This is a genomic window from Bacillus sp. FG16, from assembly GCF_057809515.1.
Window position 1 is genome coordinate 26626 of sequence record NZ_JBMDKC010000045.1, and the last position, 17338, is coordinate 43963.

Annotated in this window: 12 protein-coding genes and 9 tRNA genes; 1 reads left to right on the top strand and 20 read right to left on the bottom strand. The window is 34.0% G+C overall.

Going from position 1 to position 17338, the window contains the following annotated elements; all coding sequences use genetic code 11:
- Window positions 1-157: 157 nt before the first annotated feature.
- From ACODS7_RS17290 to ACODS7_RS17345, 12 genes are all read right to left on the bottom strand, one after another.
- Complete coding sequence (locus ACODS7_RS17290) at window positions 158-2986, bottom strand: leucine-rich repeat domain-containing protein (RefSeq protein WP_098630222.1); 2829 nt, start codon at window positions 2984-2986, stop codon at window positions 158-160.
- Window positions 2987-3114: 128 nt separating this feature from the next.
- A complete protein-coding gene (gene yhbH / locus ACODS7_RS17295) occupies window positions 3115-4290 on the bottom strand; it encodes a sporulation protein YhbH (protein ID WP_000503516.1) in 1176 nt (391 codons plus the stop codon).
- Between the two features lie 452 nt (window positions 4291-4742).
- Window positions 4743-6638 carry a PrkA family serine protein kinase gene (locus tag ACODS7_RS17300; RefSeq protein ID WP_000353273.1) on the bottom strand — a complete coding sequence of 632 codons (1896 nt, stop codon included), beginning with the start codon at window positions 6636-6638 and terminating at the stop codon, window positions 4743-4745.
- Between the two features lie 392 nt (window positions 6639-7030).
- Window positions 7031-9100 (bottom strand): sensor domain-containing protein, encoded by a 2070-nt coding sequence (locus ACODS7_RS17305; RefSeq protein WP_098630223.1) that lies wholly within the window; start codon window positions 9098-9100, stop codon window positions 7031-7033.
- 127 nt (window positions 9101-9227) lie between these two features.
- Window positions 9228-9716, bottom strand: a complete 489-nt coding sequence (gene trmL / locus ACODS7_RS17310; RefSeq protein WP_000538147.1) for a tRNA (uridine(34)/cytosine(34)/5-carboxymethylaminomethyluridine(34)-2'-O)-methyltransferase TrmL — start codon at window positions 9714-9716, stop codon at window positions 9228-9230.
- Window positions 9717-9774: 58 nt separating this feature from the next.
- Window positions 9775-10662 carry an amidase domain-containing protein gene (locus ACODS7_RS17315; protein WP_098630224.1) on the bottom strand — a complete coding sequence of 296 codons (888 nt, stop codon included), beginning with the start codon at window positions 10660-10662 and terminating at the stop codon, window positions 9775-9777.
- A 44-nt stretch (window positions 10663-10706) separates the two neighbouring features.
- Window positions 10707-11849 (bottom strand): tRNA epoxyqueuosine(34) reductase QueG, encoded by a 1143-nt coding sequence (gene queG, locus ACODS7_RS17320; protein ID WP_050842518.1) that lies wholly within the window; start codon window positions 11847-11849, stop codon window positions 10707-10709.
- A gap of 199 nt (window positions 11850-12048) precedes the next feature.
- A tRNA-Gly gene (locus ACODS7_RS17325) sits at window positions 12049-12122 on the bottom strand.
- Between the two features lie 115 nt (window positions 12123-12237).
- Window positions 12238-12888: a DsbA family protein gene (locus ACODS7_RS17330; protein WP_016083611.1), complete on the bottom strand. Its 651-nt coding sequence runs from the start codon at window positions 12886-12888 to the stop codon at window positions 12238-12240.
- Window positions 12889-13075: 187 nt separating this feature from the next.
- Window positions 13076-13852, bottom strand: a complete 777-nt coding sequence (locus tag ACODS7_RS17335; protein ID WP_000664718.1) for a transglycosylase domain-containing protein — start codon at window positions 13850-13852, stop codon at window positions 13076-13078.
- Window positions 13853-14335: 483 nt separating this feature from the next.
- Complete coding sequence (locus tag ACODS7_RS17340; protein WP_029441516.1) at window positions 14336-14797, bottom strand: NUDIX hydrolase; 462 nt, start codon at window positions 14795-14797, stop codon at window positions 14336-14338.
- A 147-nt stretch (window positions 14798-14944) separates the two neighbouring features.
- Window positions 14945-15664, bottom strand: coding sequence for a YebC/PmpR family DNA-binding transcriptional regulator (locus ACODS7_RS17345; protein ID WP_000532949.1), 720 nt, complete (start codon window positions 15662-15664; stop codon window positions 14945-14947).
- Window positions 15665-16015: 351 nt separating this feature from the next.
- Here ACODS7_RS17345 and ACODS7_RS17350 point away from each other — a divergent pair, with 351 nt between their 5' ends.
- Entirely contained in the window at window positions 16016-16336 is a 321-nt protein-coding gene (locus ACODS7_RS17350) for a DUF3884 family protein (RefSeq protein ID WP_043935559.1), read from the top strand.
- Between the two features lie 186 nt (window positions 16337-16522).
- Here the strand turns inward: ACODS7_RS17350 and ACODS7_RS17355 are convergent.
- The 8 genes from ACODS7_RS17355 to ACODS7_RS17390 all read right to left on the bottom strand — a co-directional run bounded on the left by ACODS7_RS17355 (window position 16523) and on the right by ACODS7_RS17390 (window position 17263).
- Window positions 16523-16604, bottom strand: a tRNA-Leu gene (locus ACODS7_RS17355).
- Between the two features lie 10 nt (window positions 16605-16614).
- Window positions 16615-16685, bottom strand: a tRNA-Cys gene (locus tag ACODS7_RS17360).
- A 14-nt stretch (window positions 16686-16699) separates the two neighbouring features.
- Window positions 16700-16774, bottom strand: a tRNA-Gly gene (locus ACODS7_RS17365).
- A gap of 5 nt (window positions 16775-16779) precedes the next feature.
- Window positions 16780-16854: transfer RNA gene (locus ACODS7_RS17370), tRNA-Gln, on the bottom strand.
- Between the two features lie 63 nt (window positions 16855-16917).
- A tRNA-His gene (locus ACODS7_RS17375) sits at window positions 16918-16993 on the bottom strand.
- A gap of 19 nt (window positions 16994-17012) precedes the next feature.
- Window positions 17013-17086, bottom strand: a tRNA-Trp gene (locus tag ACODS7_RS17380).
- Between the two features lie 7 nt (window positions 17087-17093).
- Window positions 17094-17177: transfer RNA gene (locus ACODS7_RS17385), tRNA-Tyr, on the bottom strand.
- Window positions 17178-17187: 10 nt separating this feature from the next.
- Window positions 17188-17263, bottom strand: a tRNA-Thr gene (locus ACODS7_RS17390).
- Window positions 17264-17338 lie beyond the last annotated feature (75 nt).

Below are 17338 nucleotides of genomic sequence, written 5' to 3' on the forward strand. Positions count from 1 at the left end.
AACCTCTCCTCCTTCACTAATATATTCACACCTTTTACATTTATCTCCTTCTAAAAAAGACATCACCATAAGCATATTTCAAAATGAAATCGCCATGATAATGTCTTCTCAAAAACTCATATAATCATCTTACGTTATAATAAGATAAAACGTTTTTTTATTTCTTAAATAATCTCTTTCTAAATACAAACATACTCAGTGCTGAAAGAACTAACGCTATGCCTGAAAGTAATGTTGATGTATTCTCTTGTCCACCTGTTGCTCCTAATGATTTCTTACTTTCTTCTTGCTTATTAACAGCTGGTTTATTTTCTTTCACAACTTGATTATTCACGTTTTGTTCTTGGACTACTGCTGATTGATTTACCGCGTCTTTTGAACCTTCAATTTCTTTTCCTGTTTCTTTTACCTCCGCTTTCGATCCTTCAACTCCTGTTGTTGGCTCGTCCACTTCCTCTTTCGCTTCTTCAACTTCTTTCGTTGGCTCTTTTACTTCCTCTTTCACTTCTTTTACCGGTTCTTTCACTTCTTCTTTTGTTTCTTCAACTTCTTTTACCGGTTCTTTTACTTCTTCTTTTGTTTCTTCAACTTCTTTTACCGGTTCTTTTACTTCTTCTTTCGTTTCTTCAACTTCTTTTGTTGGCTCTTTTACTTCTTCTTTCGCTTCTTCAACTTCTTTTGTTGGTTCTGTCACTTCTTCTTTTTTAACTATATTTTGGATTACCGTTCCGTTAAAACTTATGCTAATTTCATCAGAATCTAAATCAAATTTATACACCTTTTCACCTGGGGTACTCCATTTTATTACTCCGTTATTAAACGTCCCTCCCTCACTTGCCAAGTGAATATTTTCAATACTTTCTCCTTCTAAATCATATACAGGAACTTGAATTTCTTCGTTTATTTTTGCATCATTTAAAATGATATTTTGTCTTCCCACGTCAATTGTAAACCACTGACCTAATTGTATTAACGGCCTTACATCACGAATCTCATTTCCAGCTAAATTTAAGCTAAATAAGTTTAGCATGGAACCAATAACCGTTACATCTTTAATATGATTGTCCGCAAGATTTAACCACTGTAAATTTTCCAATGAAGATAGTGGTGTTATATCTTCAATTTGATTATGAGATACATTCACATTATTCAATTGTTTCAAGTTTGAGATGAACTCAATATTTTTCAGACCTACTCCTTCTAAAGTGAGTTTTTCTAAGTTCGTCATGTATTCTAAACCTGTTATATCTTTTATCTCATTTCCTTTTTCTTTAAGTATCTCTAATTTTTTAATCTGTAATAAATCTTCTTTTGTGATAGGAGCGTTTACATTCTCTCTACCTAAATTCTCTTTATTAATATGTTGTTGTAAAGTTTTATCGAGAATTACATTTTGACTTTCTTTTTGTTTTTCAACTATATTCTGTATAACCGTGCCATTAAATCTTATTTTACTTTCAGTAGAATTAGTATCTAGTTTAAATTCATATATTTTTTCTCCAGGACTATTCCATTTTATAAATCCGTTATTCAGAGTAGCCCCCTCACTTTGTAGATTAATATTTTGAAGTGGCTCTCCTTTAAGGTTGTATACTGGGATTTTTATTTCTTCATCTACACTTGCTTCATTTAAAAAGATTTTTTGTCTTTGAATGTCAATTGAAATTCGCTTACCTAATTCCTCAACAGGCCTTACGTCAAAAATTTCATTTGCTCCAAGATTTATCTCATGTAAATTTGTTAAAGTGCTCAACGGCGATATATCAGAGATATAATTCTCTTCTAAATTCAGCACTTGTAAATTTCCTAATTGAGATAGTGATGATATATCTTTTATTTCACTATCAGAAATTTCTAGTTCAATAAGATTACTCATTTTACTAATAGATTCAACATTATTAATTTTATTGTTCCCTATCCATAATAGTTCCACATTATTTAATCGATCAATTCCCGTAAGATCACTGATTTGATTATTTGCTAAGTATAATTGTTTCATAGTTGATAATGTAAATAATGGCTGGATATCTTTAATGTTATTACCGATTAAATCTAATGTTTTAATTTTTTTCATTTTACTTAATGGTGTAAGATCAGAAATTTTATTATCTCTTAAAAAAAGCATATTAATATTCTCTAACTGCTCAATTGGGTGAATACTTTCAATTGAATTAGACGTTAAATCAACGTACTTCAAACCTCTCAATTTCGAGATGGCTGATATGTCTTTTACATTAGACTCTCGTAACGTCAACTTCTCTAAGTTTGTCATATACTCTAAACCAGTTATTTCAGTTATTCCTTTGCCTGAATAAATGGATAATGTTTTAATTTGTAATAAATCTTTCTTTGTGATTGGCGCATCTACATTATCTCTATTTAAGTTATATTTATTAATATATTTTTGTAATTGCTTATCTAATATTACATTTCCGTTTTCATCTTGTCGCTCCTCTTTATTTTCCTTTTGTTTTTCTGGAACATTGTTCTCTAAATTCAATGTATTTACTTCAAACTGTACTTGGTACTTATTATCATAGGCCATTGTTGGAATATAAACATGCATTCGCATATTATACCTTTTTCCTAATTCCCCTACTTCAAACTGAATCACTTTCGTTCCATTTTTCTTTTTATCTTCTGATATTACTTTCACATCATGAAACACACCTGGAGTATGAATATCCTCTGTTTTCAAGTATTGAAAGAAATCACTATCACTTAATGTTGCTGTTACAATTTTCTTTCCATTCTCAATTGTTAATTTCGGATCCTTTATATAAACAGCTGCCATAGACTCTTCATTCGTTTTATCTTTATACGCTTTAATAACAGCGTCATATGTACCATCTTCTAAACCTTGTCCCGTTTTATTCGTCTCAATTGCTACTGCCGCTAAAGCAGGTGTCGAATACACAGCAAACGGAAGTGATAACGTCGCCGCTATAATCATTGCATTTATACGTTTTCTTTTATTTTGTTTCAACTTTACATCTCCTCCGAAATATATAATTCGAAATGTAATCATTTCTCGAATAAATGATAATGATTTTCATTATCATTGTCAATTAAAAAAATAAAAAGTTTACAAAAAAAGAACCTCTTTAAAAGAGGTTATGCCATTTTCTCACCTGATTCTTCTCTAAAAAAGCTTTTCATCGCATGAAATACGTCTGCTTTTTGCTTTAAAATATAGTATCTAAAGTTTTCATCTTTAATATTTTTATAGGCTGACATGAGTGTACTATGGCGGTTGTACTGGTTCACTTCCCCATACCCAAACATATTACACTTCTTCATTAATTCTTCCACAAGCTTTACACATCTAGCATTATCTGATGTTAAATTATCACCATCTGAAAAATGGAATGGATAAATATTATAGCGATCTGGTGAATATTTATTATCGATTAGCTCGAGTGCTTTTTTGTATACGGAGGAGCAGATTGTTCCACCACTTTCTCCTTTTGAAAAGAATTCTTCTTCTGTAACGACTTTCGCTTCTGTATGATGAGCAATAAATTCAATATCAACTGTTTCATACTTTGTGCGTAAAAATCTTGTCATCCAGAAAAAGAAGCTACGTGCCATATACTTCTCCCACATTCCCATCGATCCACTCGTATCCATCATCGCTAACACAACAGCCTTTGAATCTGGCTTTAATACTTCATTCCAAGTGCGGAACTTTAAATCTTCTTGATGAATTGGATGGAAAGATGCTTTACCACGCATCGCATTTCGTTTATATGCAGATATCATTGTTCGTTTCTTATCGATATTTCCCCACAATCCTGTTTTTCTAATGTCATTAAATTCAACATGTTCAATCCGGTTTTCATCTATTTCTTTTCTCTTTAAATTAGGCAGCTCTAACTCTCTGAAAAACGCCTGCTCTAATTCTAAAATAGAGACTTCAGCTTCATAGTAATCTTCCCCAGCTGCATCTCCTGCTCCTTGCCCTTTTCCTGGTCCTTTTTGTTTTTGACCACCTGATCCATCTCTCGCAACGACATCACCAACTTTGCTGTCACCGTTTCCTTGCCCAACATGTTTATTTTTATCATAATTGTATCTAATCTTATATTCATCTAGAGAACGAATTGGTATTTTTACAACATCCTTGCCATTAGACATAACTATACTTTCTTCTGTTACAAGATCGGGTAAATTATTCTTAATTGCCTCTTGTACTTTTTCTTGATGGCGCTGTTGGTCGTCATATCCTTTGCGATGGAGGGACCAGTTTTCCTGTGAAATCGTATAATTTGGTTGATTTTCTTCGCCCATTCCTTTCCCTCCTTACTGTAATTGTCTTCCTGTATGAACAGCAAGCTACAAATTTTGTTCTGTAATGTGCAAGCTAGAATATTTGAAAGGTAACTGCCCATAGAAAATCATCCCATAAACATTTATAACGTTTTTCATACAATACCCCGAGCATCCTAAACAAAATTTTGCCACTCACATAATAGAAAGAAATATTCAGCCACTGATAAGAAAGAAACACAATGCATTGTTGCACACATTTTTACTTTGCAACATATTGTATTGTGTTGGCTTTTTTCGTATGAATGGTTGGTTACTCTATCATATGCATATTGTAAAAATAATTGACAATAAATTCATGAAATTGCATCTTAATTTATTACATTTGGACAAGGTATGACACTTTACACACATATGAACGGATAATAAAACGCTGTCCCGCAAAATACAAGAGACAGCGTTTTGTTATCAAACTATCGGTTTAACAAGCTACCTACATAGCGTAGTAATTCATTTGCTGAAGAAGAATTATAGCCATGCTCATCAATTAAACGCGCAACAACATCATTGATTTTCTTAAGCTGATTTTCGTCCGGTGTTTTCGTTGATGTTGTAATTTTCACTATATCTTTTAAATCAGCAAATAGTTTTTTCTGAATCGCTTCACGAAGACGTTCATGTGAATTATAATCAAAGCGTTTTCCTTTACGGGCATAAGCAGAAATGCGAATTAAAATCTCTTCACGGAATGCTTTCTTAGCATTTTCTGAAATTCCAATTTGCTCTTCAATTGAGCGCATTAATTTTTCATCTGGACTCATTTCTTCCCCTGTTAACGGATCACGTAATTTCGATTTATTGCAGTACGCCTCGACGTTATCTAAGTAATTATCCATAAGCGTCTTAGCTGATTCTTCATATGAATAAACAAACGCTTTTTGTACTTCTTTCTTCGCGATTTCATCGTATTCTTTTCTCGCCAATGAGATGAAATTCATATAACGCTCACGGTCTTCATTACTAATCGATGGATGCTGATCCAGCCCATCTTTTAAAGATCTAAGTACATCTAACGCGTTAATAGATGGTACCTCTTTTCGAATGATTGTAGACGAAATTCGGTTAATGACATAACGAGGATCAATACCCTTCATACCTTCATCTTGATATTCGCGTTGTAATTCTTCTACATCAATCGCATTATAACCTTCTACCGTTTCTCCATCATACAAACGCATCTTTTTAATTAAATCAATATCCGGACGCTTCGGATCTTTTAAACGAGTTAAAATAGTGAACATTGCTGCAACGCGAAGTGTGTGTGGTGCAATGTGAACATTCGACACATCACTTTCACGAATCATTTTTTCATAAATATGTTCTTCTTCACTTACTCGTAAATTATAAGGAACTGGCATTACAATAATTCTTGAGTGTAATGCTTCATTTTTCTTATTTGCTATAAATGAGCGATACTCTGTTTCATTTGTATGCGCTACAATTAATTCATCTGCTGAAATAAGCGCAAATCTTCCCGCTTTGAAATTCCCTTCTTGCGTAAGCGATAATAAGTGCCATAAAAACTTCTCATCGCATTTTAACATCTCTTGGAACTCCATCATTCCTCGGTTTGCCTTATTTAATTCTCCATCAAATCGATACGCACGCGGATCTGATTCTGAACCATATTCTGCAATCGTAGAAAAGTCCAGACTACCTGTTAAATCTGCAATATCCTGTGATTTTGGATCAGACGGGCTAAATGTACCAATCCCTGTACGGCGATCTTCAGAGAAGAAAATACGCTCTACAACTACATCCTCAATTCTTGATCCGTATTCTTGCTCTAAACGCATGACATTTAGTGGTGATAAATTCCCTTCAATTCTAACTCCATACTCATCAAAGAAATCATCTCGTAAATGATGTGGAATTAAATGCAGTGGATCCTCATGCATTGGGCATCCTTTAATTGCAAAAATTGCTCCGCGATCTGTTCTTGAATATGTTTCTAATCCTCGTTTCAACATCGTAACTAACGTTGATTTCCCTCCACTAACAGGACCCATTAATAATAAAATTCTTTTTCTAACATCTAATCGTTTTGCAGATGGATGAAAATATTCTTCTACAAGACGTTCTAGAGCATCCTCTAATCCAAAGAGCTGATTACTAAAGAAGTTATACTTTCTTCTACCATCAACTTCTTCAATTCCGGCATCTTTTATCATATTGTAAATGCGAGAGTGTGCTGTTTGAGCCACCCATGGTCTTTCTTTCACAAGCTCCAAATACTCCGCAAACGTACCTTCCCATTGTAAACGTTCTTCTGCTGCTCGATGCTGTTCAATCTTTTTTAGAATATCCATTATAGCTCCTCCCCCATCTCCTTGTTCAATCGGATTATTATAAAAGGTATGCTAGGATGTCCTTAAACATTCTTTAAATCAAAACGAAATATATAATAGCACGCTAAAATTCTCTCCAAAATTCAAAGAAAATTCTGTATAATATAGGTATTAACGTTTTTACACTGCTATTCATTATAAATAAATTCTTTTCTTCTAAGAACCTTACATACATTTTGGGTAATAAATAAAACTCGTGAACCGAAAAAAGTAAGGAGGATATTAGTATGAAATTATTATTAATTTTAGGTGTATCACTCACATTTCTTACCGCTATTTTTACATCCGGTTACAATGACAAACCAGGTACACATAAAAAATGATGTGCTTTTAGCACATCATTTTTTTATGCATTATTTATAATACATATTTTCTATATCATATTTGGATAGTGGTCGGCTATAATAATAACCTTGTACAAGCTTCACATTCTTTTCTTTCAAAAACTGTATTTGCTCCTTTTTTTCTACTCCCTCTGCAATTACATTCAATTCTAAAGTATGAGCTAAATGAATAATTGCAGCTGTAATATTCGTATCACGTTCATCTATATGTATACCTTCCATAAAAGAACGATCAATTTTTAAAGTATCAATTGGATATGTTTTTAAGTAACTTAAAGATGAATAGCCTGTTCCAAAATCATCTAAATGAATCTTTAAATTTTGTTCTTTTAATTGTAGTAACACTCTCTTCGATATATCTTTATGTATAAGAGCTCCTTCTGTAACCTCTATCGCTAATAAATGAGCTGGTACATTGTACTTATTTAAAGCCCGTGTAATCATCTCTATTAATGTAATAGAGCGAAAGTGTCTAGCTGAAATATTAACTGCAATTGGGACCACTTCATATCCTTTATTTAACCATTCGCGCAGTTGCTGACACACTTGATTTACTACCCATTCATCGAGCTTAATAATAAATCCTGTTCTTTCTGCCAACGGAATAAATTGGTTTGGAGAAACAAATCCTAATTCCTTATTCTCCCACCTTATTAAAGCTTCCATACTAGCTATTTTTTTCGTTTCAATATTAATTTGTGGCTGATAATATAAGAAAAACTCGTTTTTTTCTATAGCACGATGTAACTGGTTTTCTATTATAAACCTTTGTTCACGCTCACAGTCTAATCCACTACAATAAAAATGATAATGTCCTTTTCCTTTTTCTTTTGCTTTTTCTAAAGCAGCATCGACCCTCTGAAATAGTATTTTTTCATCTTCTCCATCTGCTGGAGCCATTACAATTCCAATTGACGCACTTAAATATACATCTTCTTCTTCGATTACAAAATATTCACTAATATTTTTCAGTATGCTTTTTGCAACTTCCTCTACACATTCTTTCGTTATATTTTCTATCAACATAACAAATTGATCATCGTGTTCTCTAAATAAGTGCATACCTTCTATTTTTAGATTGCTTAAACATTCTGTCACTTTTTGTAATACTTTATCTCCCTCTTTATGACCAAATGTATCATTAATACGATGAAACTCATCTAAATCTATAAATACAAGCGCAAAATTTATACTCTCTTTTAAAAAAGTATTTAACTTATTTGTACATGAAATTCTATTCATTAATCCTGTTAACTGGTCATAGTAAGCTAAATATTCTGTTCGCATTTCGTTTAATACTTGCCTTGTAACATCTCTCGTAACAATATAAACTCCAACAATTTCACCGTTCACAATAATCGGGATAGTTCTCAAAGAAATATATAGCTCGTACCCTTCTTTATGAACATATTTCTTTGAAACAATTTGTTTTGCTTTTCCTTGCATCGATCCCTTAAATATAATTTGAAAATCTTTTTCATATTCTTTATTAATAAATTCAAAAATAAATTTATTATTTAATTCCTCATACCGGTATCCAAATATTTCATACGTTGCCGGATTTGCATATGTAACTCTCCCCATAGAATCTATAGATATAATTGAGTCATTATTATATTCCAGTAACGACTTAAATAACATTTGTTTTTCCTCTATCTCTTTCTTCTCCTCAATTTGAGCTGTAATATCTCTTGTAATACAAATAACAAATTGACATATTCCTTCTTCATCGCAGACAGGATTAAGTGAAGATTCATAATGTATCTCACCTTTTGGTAATTTGACTACATCACAAAAGGTGTGTGCTTTCGTTTCTCTCACTACTTTTTCATATTGCCTTTGCAATATCCCCGCTATATCTTTTGGTAATACTTCTGCAAAAGTTTTTCCATAGCACTCTTCGCTTAACCTAGCATAATCCATTCCTATTTTATTCACATACATATATTTAAACGTTTCATCATCAATAACTTTCAATATAAATACTAAATCTTGAATAGCATGTAATAACCCTTCTCTAATTAAATCCATATCTATCATACTTAAAAAGGTATTTTGATTACTATATTCTTCCTTCATACTTATCTCAACCCGTCTTATCTATTTTTAATCATATATCCCATTCTATATGATTATGTCCTCTCTTTTAAATGTATGATTACATATTATTTTTATTTTATAAAAAAAAGTCGCCATATGGCGACTTTTAATAAACGATTTCTAAATCTAATCCAGGGTAATTTTGTTGACGGAATGCTTCATAAATTAAAATTGCTGCTGTATTAGATAAATTTAATGAACGTACTTTATCTGTCATTGGAATACGTAAACAATGATCAAAGTTTTCTTCGATTACATTAGCTGGTAAGCCGTTTGTTTCTCTTCCAAATACAAAATAGTAATCCTTCTCGCGCTTGCTATAGTCAAACGCTGTATGAGCTTTCTCGCCATACTTCGTTAAATAGAAGAATTCACCATCTTTATTTTTTTCATAAAATTCTTCAATTGAATCATAATACGTAATTTTCACGTGCTGCCAATAATCTAATCCGGCACGCTTTAACATTTTATCATCCGTTGAAAATCCAAGCGGTCTAATCAAATGTAATTCTGTTCCAGTTGCTGCACAAGTACGAGCAATATTCCCTGTATTTGCTGGAATTTCTGGCTGATATAAAACAACATGTACTCCCACGCGATATTCACCTCTGTTTTTTGTCTACTACGTATTATACCACTTGAGCGAAAAATCTCTACCCATTAATAATATGAAAGAATTTATATTTCATTTGTGGTGTATATTTACTAGAGTCTTCATAGTTCCAATAACGTCGACGGCTATTCGCTGAATGTGCATTTACAAGCGGCATACCATCTGCATCTTTTGCTACTACAATCGTCGTATGATTCCATCTTCCGTCATCCTCGAAATCATAAGCAATAACATCTCCAAGAATAAGTTCTTCTGGCCTCTCTACCGCCTCTGCTCGAAGTCCTGTTGTAGCACCTGACAAATACCAATAAAAAGAATGTGCAACAGCCCAGCTCCAACTCCACTGATTCTCCCTTTGCCACCATCCTTTACGAATATTAGGATATCCGTTCATAGGTACTTCTCCAGTATGAAGACATTGAGAAATGAAATTCGTACAATTATCAGGGAAATTACGATACATAGGATTTCGGTCATCCCACCAACGCTCTGCATATTTCACTGCCTCTAAACGATTATATTGATAAGAACCGTACTTCTCTTTCGTAATTTCCCTTTCTAATGTCTCAACCATTCTAATTTCTTCTGACACTTCAATATCATAATCGCCTATAATCCGACTATTATTTAAACAAACTCTTCGTTTTAATTGTTCCTCTTCAATATAAAATAATTCTTTATGCTTAATTAAATATTTAAAATGTATTTGATAATCAATTTCTTGATGGTCATTACTATTTAATTGCCTAATGAAAGAAACATCCGCAGTTGCTTTCACTATATGTGCACTACGCCTTTGAAACAATTGTTTCTTTCTCTGTGCCATTTGTAGTAAATCCTCAGCAATACCATCCACGTCTGTTCGTTTCTCTGTGATATATGCTAAAAACTGTTGTACTTGCTTTTCAATATTCATTTTTACAGCCATTTCGTTTCCCTCCCATATTACAATATGAAAAAGGGAAATATTATCTACTCTTTTTTCTGTGCTAACAATTCAAGCCCGCGATCCATTTCATGAAGCACTTCTTCATCTTTCTCACGTTCCATCGCTTTCTCAATCGCTTCGCCTACTCCATCTCCGCCAATTTTCCCAAGTGCCCATGCTGCCGTTCCACGCAATACCGGTCTTGGGTCATCTTTCATAACACCAATTAAATCAGGAATTGCCGATGCTTCTTTAAAATGTGCTAATGCTAAAATCGCATTTCTTTGCAGTGGCTTTTTCCCTCTCCATGACCCTGACATAATCCCATATTTCTCTTTAAAATCACGATTACTAATTGTTAAAAGTGGCGTTAATAATGGTTTAACTAGCTCAGGATCCGGCTCCATCTCAGGATGATTATGAAAATCCATTCCTTTATTTTTCGGACAAACAGTCTGACACGTATCACATCCATATATACGATTTCCTATTTTATCGCGATATTCTTCAGGTAGGAATCCTTTCGTCTGTGTTAAAAACGCAATGCACTTCTTCGAATCTAACTGTCCCCCCTGTATTAAAGCACCTGTAGGACAAATATCGATACATTTCGTACAGCCCCCGCATTGATCTTCTATCGGCTTATCTGGTGGGAATGGAACATTTGTAATCATTTCCCCTAAGTATACGTAAGAACCAAATTCAGGTGTAATAATAGCACAGTTTTTCCCACTCCAGCCAATGCCTGCACGCTCTGATACAGCTCGATCACTTAATTCACCTGTATCAACCATGGACTTCACTTCTATATCTGGAAGTTTTTCAATTAAATATGCTTCTAATTTTTGCAAACGATCTCGTAAAACAAGATGATAATCTTGTCCCCAAGAAGCACGGCAAAAAATTCCACGGCGTTCTCCACGCTTACTTAATGGTGCATTTTTTAATTTTGAAGGATATGCTAAAGCAATCGCAATAATTGATTTAGCACCCGGTAATAAAAGTTGCGGATTCGTTCTCTTCTCTATATCAGGCTCTTCAAATCCAGATTGATAATTTAATTGTTGTTGCTGGATTAAGCGCTGCTTTAATTCCTCAAAAGGAGAAGCACTTGCAAAGCCTATTTTATCTATACCAATTGTTTTACTATACGCAATTACATCTTGCTTTAATTGTTCAAAATCCACTCTTAATCGCCTCCTCAGATGAATCCATCCCTTATGTAACGACTCCATTGGTTAGTAATTCAATTTTGGAATACTATTATTTACTTCTATTTTCGCATGTAATTATATTTTTCAAACATTAAAAAACGCAATGCCTCGTTTATCTCGGAAACGAAACACTGCGTTGATCACAATTTATAGAAAAACATTTAATAAAATTTGGAGCGGGTGAAGAGAATCGAACTCTCGACCAGAGCTTGGAAGGCTCTTGTTTTACCACTAAACTACACCCGCAAATATGAATTACATATAAGATATTAGAATAACTTATGTAAAGTAGTATAGCATGTTAAAAAAATAGAGGCAAGAATTTTATCGAAAAAAGTCGAAAAAGTGATGAGAGACCTCATCACTTTTTCAATTCCTTATCAATTGCCTTCTTCATACTATCGAAATCAGGGTTTGCAAGATTTCCGTTTACATATACTGAAGGAGCACCTTGAACTTTTAATTTTTGAGCACGATCTGAGTCTTTACGTACTTTTTCTGTAATTTCTTTACTGTGTAAATCTTTCTTAAATTGCGCTACATCAACTTTTGGAAGTTTCTCTTTCACAATGCTAAGAAGCAAATCTTCTGTAATCCATTCTTCCGTATCTTTCTTTTGATTTTGATAAATCTCATCATAGAAGATCCAGAATGAATCTTTATCTTGTTTATAAATTGCTTCACCAGCTGCTGCACCTAAATCCGAGTCTTTTCCGATAAATGGGAAGTTAATAAAATATAACTGCACTTTACCTTTATCAATATACTCTTCCTTTAATCGAGGTAATACTGTTACATCCCAAGTACGGCAAGCAGGACATTTGAAATCTCCAAATTCAACTACCTTAACCGGAGCATCATCTTTCCCTAAAGATTGTTGCGTAGAATAAGCAAACATCTCATTCCCTTTATCTTTTTTGTCATTTATGATGCTATACGCAATTGTTCCGATTACAATCAATACTGCGATAGAAAAAACTACCCCAAGAGCCATGAGTTTATTTGATTTCATATACATTCCTCTTTAAATTCATATTCTGTATACAGCATTGTACACAATACACATAATATCAACACTTATATACGTCACGCAATGAACACGCTCACATAAATTACAAAAATACAATATTTGTGACGATATTGTGTCACAAATTGTCACAAATTATTCAAAAAAAGAAGCTCCTCTGTAGGAACTTCTCTTAACTTACTGCTTTTTTACGCGCACTATTTAACATCGACTGCTCTATTTTTATATCATGACGAATTACTAATTTCTCACTAACTGCTTGAACATACTCATCATGGCTTATATAGCCTTCTTTCTCCATTAATCTCAAAACGACATTTCGTCTCTCTACTGCTTTATCATAATTTTGGGCAGGTGAGTAATAAGCAGGTGCTTTTACTACAGCAGCCATCATCGCACTTTCAGCCAACGTTAATTGGTTCACCTTTTTACCGAAGTAAAGGTTTGCTGCTTTTTCAATTCCCCATGCTCCTTCACCATAATAAATGTTACTTACATATAATTTTAAAATTTCATCCTTCGTAAATGTGCGTTCAATTTTTTTCGTATAAAAAATCTCTTTCCACTTACGAGAAAATGTACGTTCATTCGTTAAAAAAGCATTTTTAGATAGCTGTTGTGTAATCGTGCTTCCTCCTTGCACGACACCACCAGCCTTTATATTCTCAACAGAGGCCCTAATAATTGCTATATAATCTAAACCGTTATGATGATAAAATCTTTTATCTTCTGTCGCAATAAATGCATGTGTTAATGATTCTGGCACCTCTAACTTAGCCGGTACATGTAATTTACTAATATCACTTTGCTCGATCATTACATTTCCAATGAATAATAACGTACAACTTAACAATAATAATAATATAATGGCTTTATAAAAAAGTTTAGTCATTGGATTTAATGCAACTTTTTGATGATAGTTCACCCTAGATAATACTCGTTCTTTCATCTTGAACACCTCTTTTCCACACAGCGTATAACTCTTACTTTAAGAATACCTTGTTGTAAAAAAATATCCCATCGATTTCTCTTACACGTACCTTACATCATTGTAAGGTATAAAGTGAAACTTTACTCAGCCCTCACCAATCACGTTCCCGGCAAATAGCGGGGTAAAAAAGTATTGTATCACAGTCCTTTTTTATCTACTATTCATCTGAAATATTGAATGTAGATTATGTTAATGCACGAATAACCAATCACAGAGTAAGCCTTATGGCTATTATATTTTCACTTTATACTTTAATTATATCATCTACAAATATATGTACTTTTGAGTATCTAGTAATCTTAATGTATATAACATATACATTATACAGAACAAACGTTCTTGAAATCAATACTAACACTATTATTATTTTGACCTTTTTCTTAAACAATATACAAAAAAGAGTAGTGATTTGAATGTATCTCAAATCAGCCACTCTTTTCTTTACAATCTTCCTATTAAATTATATGGCTGCACTTCCCACGTTTCATATGGAATACAATGTGTTGCTCTCATTGCATCAAGTGTTCTAGATTTCATATGAGGACGCGTTATATACTCATCTATGTTCTCTTCATTTAAAGCAACAAATTTAGCCTCTTGTATTTCTTCAGGTTGAATTGTTATTTCGCCACTCACATATGCTACTTTGAAAACAACAGCCAGAATGTGCATAGAGGCATTATAATAAACCCCGGTAATTCCGATAGGCTTCACCGTTAACCCTGTTTCCTCTTTTATTTCCCTACAGACAGCTTGATCGAGTGCTTCTCCTTCTTCTACCTGTCCTCCTGGCATTTCCCACGTATCAGCTCGCCAGTGTACCTTTGTTAATAACACTTCATTTTTTTCATTTGTTAAATAACCTGCTACGGCAACTATATGCTTTGGTGTCTTATGTTCCATACTAAGCCTCCTAGAAATAATGGTTATTTCATATATTTCTATAAGCATATTCCCTATCTACAACAAAATACCTTTAATAATTCATCACCTTAATTAACTTCATAAAAAAAGCCCCTATTCGTTAAACGAATAGGGGCTTTCATCGTATTACTCTCCTAAGTCTACGTTGTGGTAAACTTGTTGTACATCTTCTAAATCTTCTAATGCATCAACCATTTTCTCAAATTGTACTTGAGCATCTTCAGGAAGTGTAACATCACTTTGTGCAAGCATTGTTAATTCTGCAACTGTAAATTCTTCAACGCCAGCACCTTTAAGTGCAGATTGTACTGAATGGAATTGATCTGGTTCAGCATACACGATAACAGCATCTTCTTCTTCTAGAATGTCACGTGCATCTACATCTGCCTCCATTAAAATTTCAAGAACTTCATCTGATGTTTTACCTTCAAGGCCGATAACAGCTGTCGCATCAAACATGTAAGCTACAGAACCGTTTACACCCATGTTACCACTGTTTTTGCTAAATGCAGCTCGTACATCTGCTGCAGTACGGTTTACGTTATTTGTAAGTGTATCTACAATAACCATAGCTCCATTTGGTCCAAATCCTTCATAACGAAGCTCGTCATAATTTTCCTCTGAACCGCCTTTTGCTTTTTCAACTGCACGATCAATAATTGTTCTTGGTACATTGTATGTTTTCGCACGTTCTAATACGACTCTAAGCGCTTGGTTTGATTCTGGATCTGGCTCGCCTTGTTTTGCCGCCACATAAATTTCACGTCCAAATTTCGCGTATATACGGCTTGTATTTGCATCTTTTGATGCTTTTTTGTCTTTAATATTGTTCCATTTACGGCCCATACTTTCCACTCTCTTTCTCGTTTTAAATCTACATAAAAATATTAATATGAAATATAATGTGTGTTCAACACATTTTTAAAAGAAATATAAAAAGTTCATTTTTGATTCATATTACAGACATAATATAAATCACTATCATTTTGTTCTTTCGACAAGTTATATTATACATGAATTCCTAAGTTTATTACGAATTTTAGCATCACATAATATAATTTAACAAAAAAGACTCTAACATTTCTGTTAGAGTCTTTTTATATTGCTGATAACAATTTCCATAATATCCCTACAATTACTTTCTATTGTTGTATAATTAAAATAGGAAAAAATTCGAAGGGGAAATGGGGGAGAATTATGACACATTCAAACGAAAAAAACACACATACTCTTAAAGGAATAGGAGAAAAGTTAAACCCAACTATCTATCAAGTAAGATTCATGAAATTAGATGAACCAATCCAATTTGAGGCGTTTCCTGAATTGAAGGAATTAGGGGATTGGTTAAGTACTTCAATGCAAATGTGGGCGTGCCACTCAACAATGTATAAGTACAACAGAGAAGAGTTTAAAAAGAAGTTTTTAGAAATTACAAACTTAACCGTTGATAATGTACTAATATCTACTGGTGGTGTCGGATTTAACTTCATGTCACCGGGGTGGAGAAATTCTCTCTAGAGTGCTCGAAGGGAATATTGTAGAATACCGCAATTAAAAAGATAAAATTGAATGTTTGTTTTTATCCTTTTAATGTTTCACAGTTTACTCACCGTACACTTTTTGCGCTTATTTTGTCATGTAATGAAAAGAAAACACAAAAAAACTCTATACTAATTGTATAGAGTTTTTTTACGACGTTCATGATACCGATGGTCGGGGTCGAACCGACACTCCCGAAGGAACACGATTTTGAGTCGTGCGCGTCTGCCAATTCCGCCACATCGGCACAAAAGAAAAGGCGGCAACCGGATTTGAACCGGTGATAAAGGTTTTGCAGACCTCTGCCTTACCACTTGGCTATGCCGCCATATTAAATTTTATTGGAGCGGAAGACGGGATTCGAACCCGCGACCCCAACCTTGGCAAGGTTGTATTCTACCACTGAACTACTTCCGCAAAAATGGCTGGGCTAGCTGGATTCGAACCAGCGCATGACGGAGTCAAAGTCCGTTGCCTTACCGCTTGGCTATAGCCCATCGAATTCTTACTTAATTATATGTAAGTATCAATTAAATTATTTGTAATTTTTAAAATAAAAATGGGGCGACTGATGGGAATCGAACCCACGAATGCCGGAGCCACAATCCGGTGCGTTAACCACTTCGCCACAACCGCCATGTTGTGTAAATATATTTGGCAGGGGCAGTAGGAATCGAACCCACACTGGAGGTTTTGGAGACCTCAGTTCTACCTTTAAACTATGCCCCTATGTAAATGGTGGAGGGGGGCAGATTCGAACTGCCGAACCCGAAGGAGCGGATTTACAGTCCGCCGCGTTTAGCCACTTCGCTACCCCTCCGAAACTTACATGGTGCCGGCTAGAGGACTTGAACCCCCAACCTACTGATTACAAGTCAGTTGCTCTACCAATTGAGCTAAGCCGGCGTATTTTATTAAAATAAATGGTGGCTCGGGACGGAATCGAACCGCCGACACGAGGATTTTCAGTCCTCTGCTCTA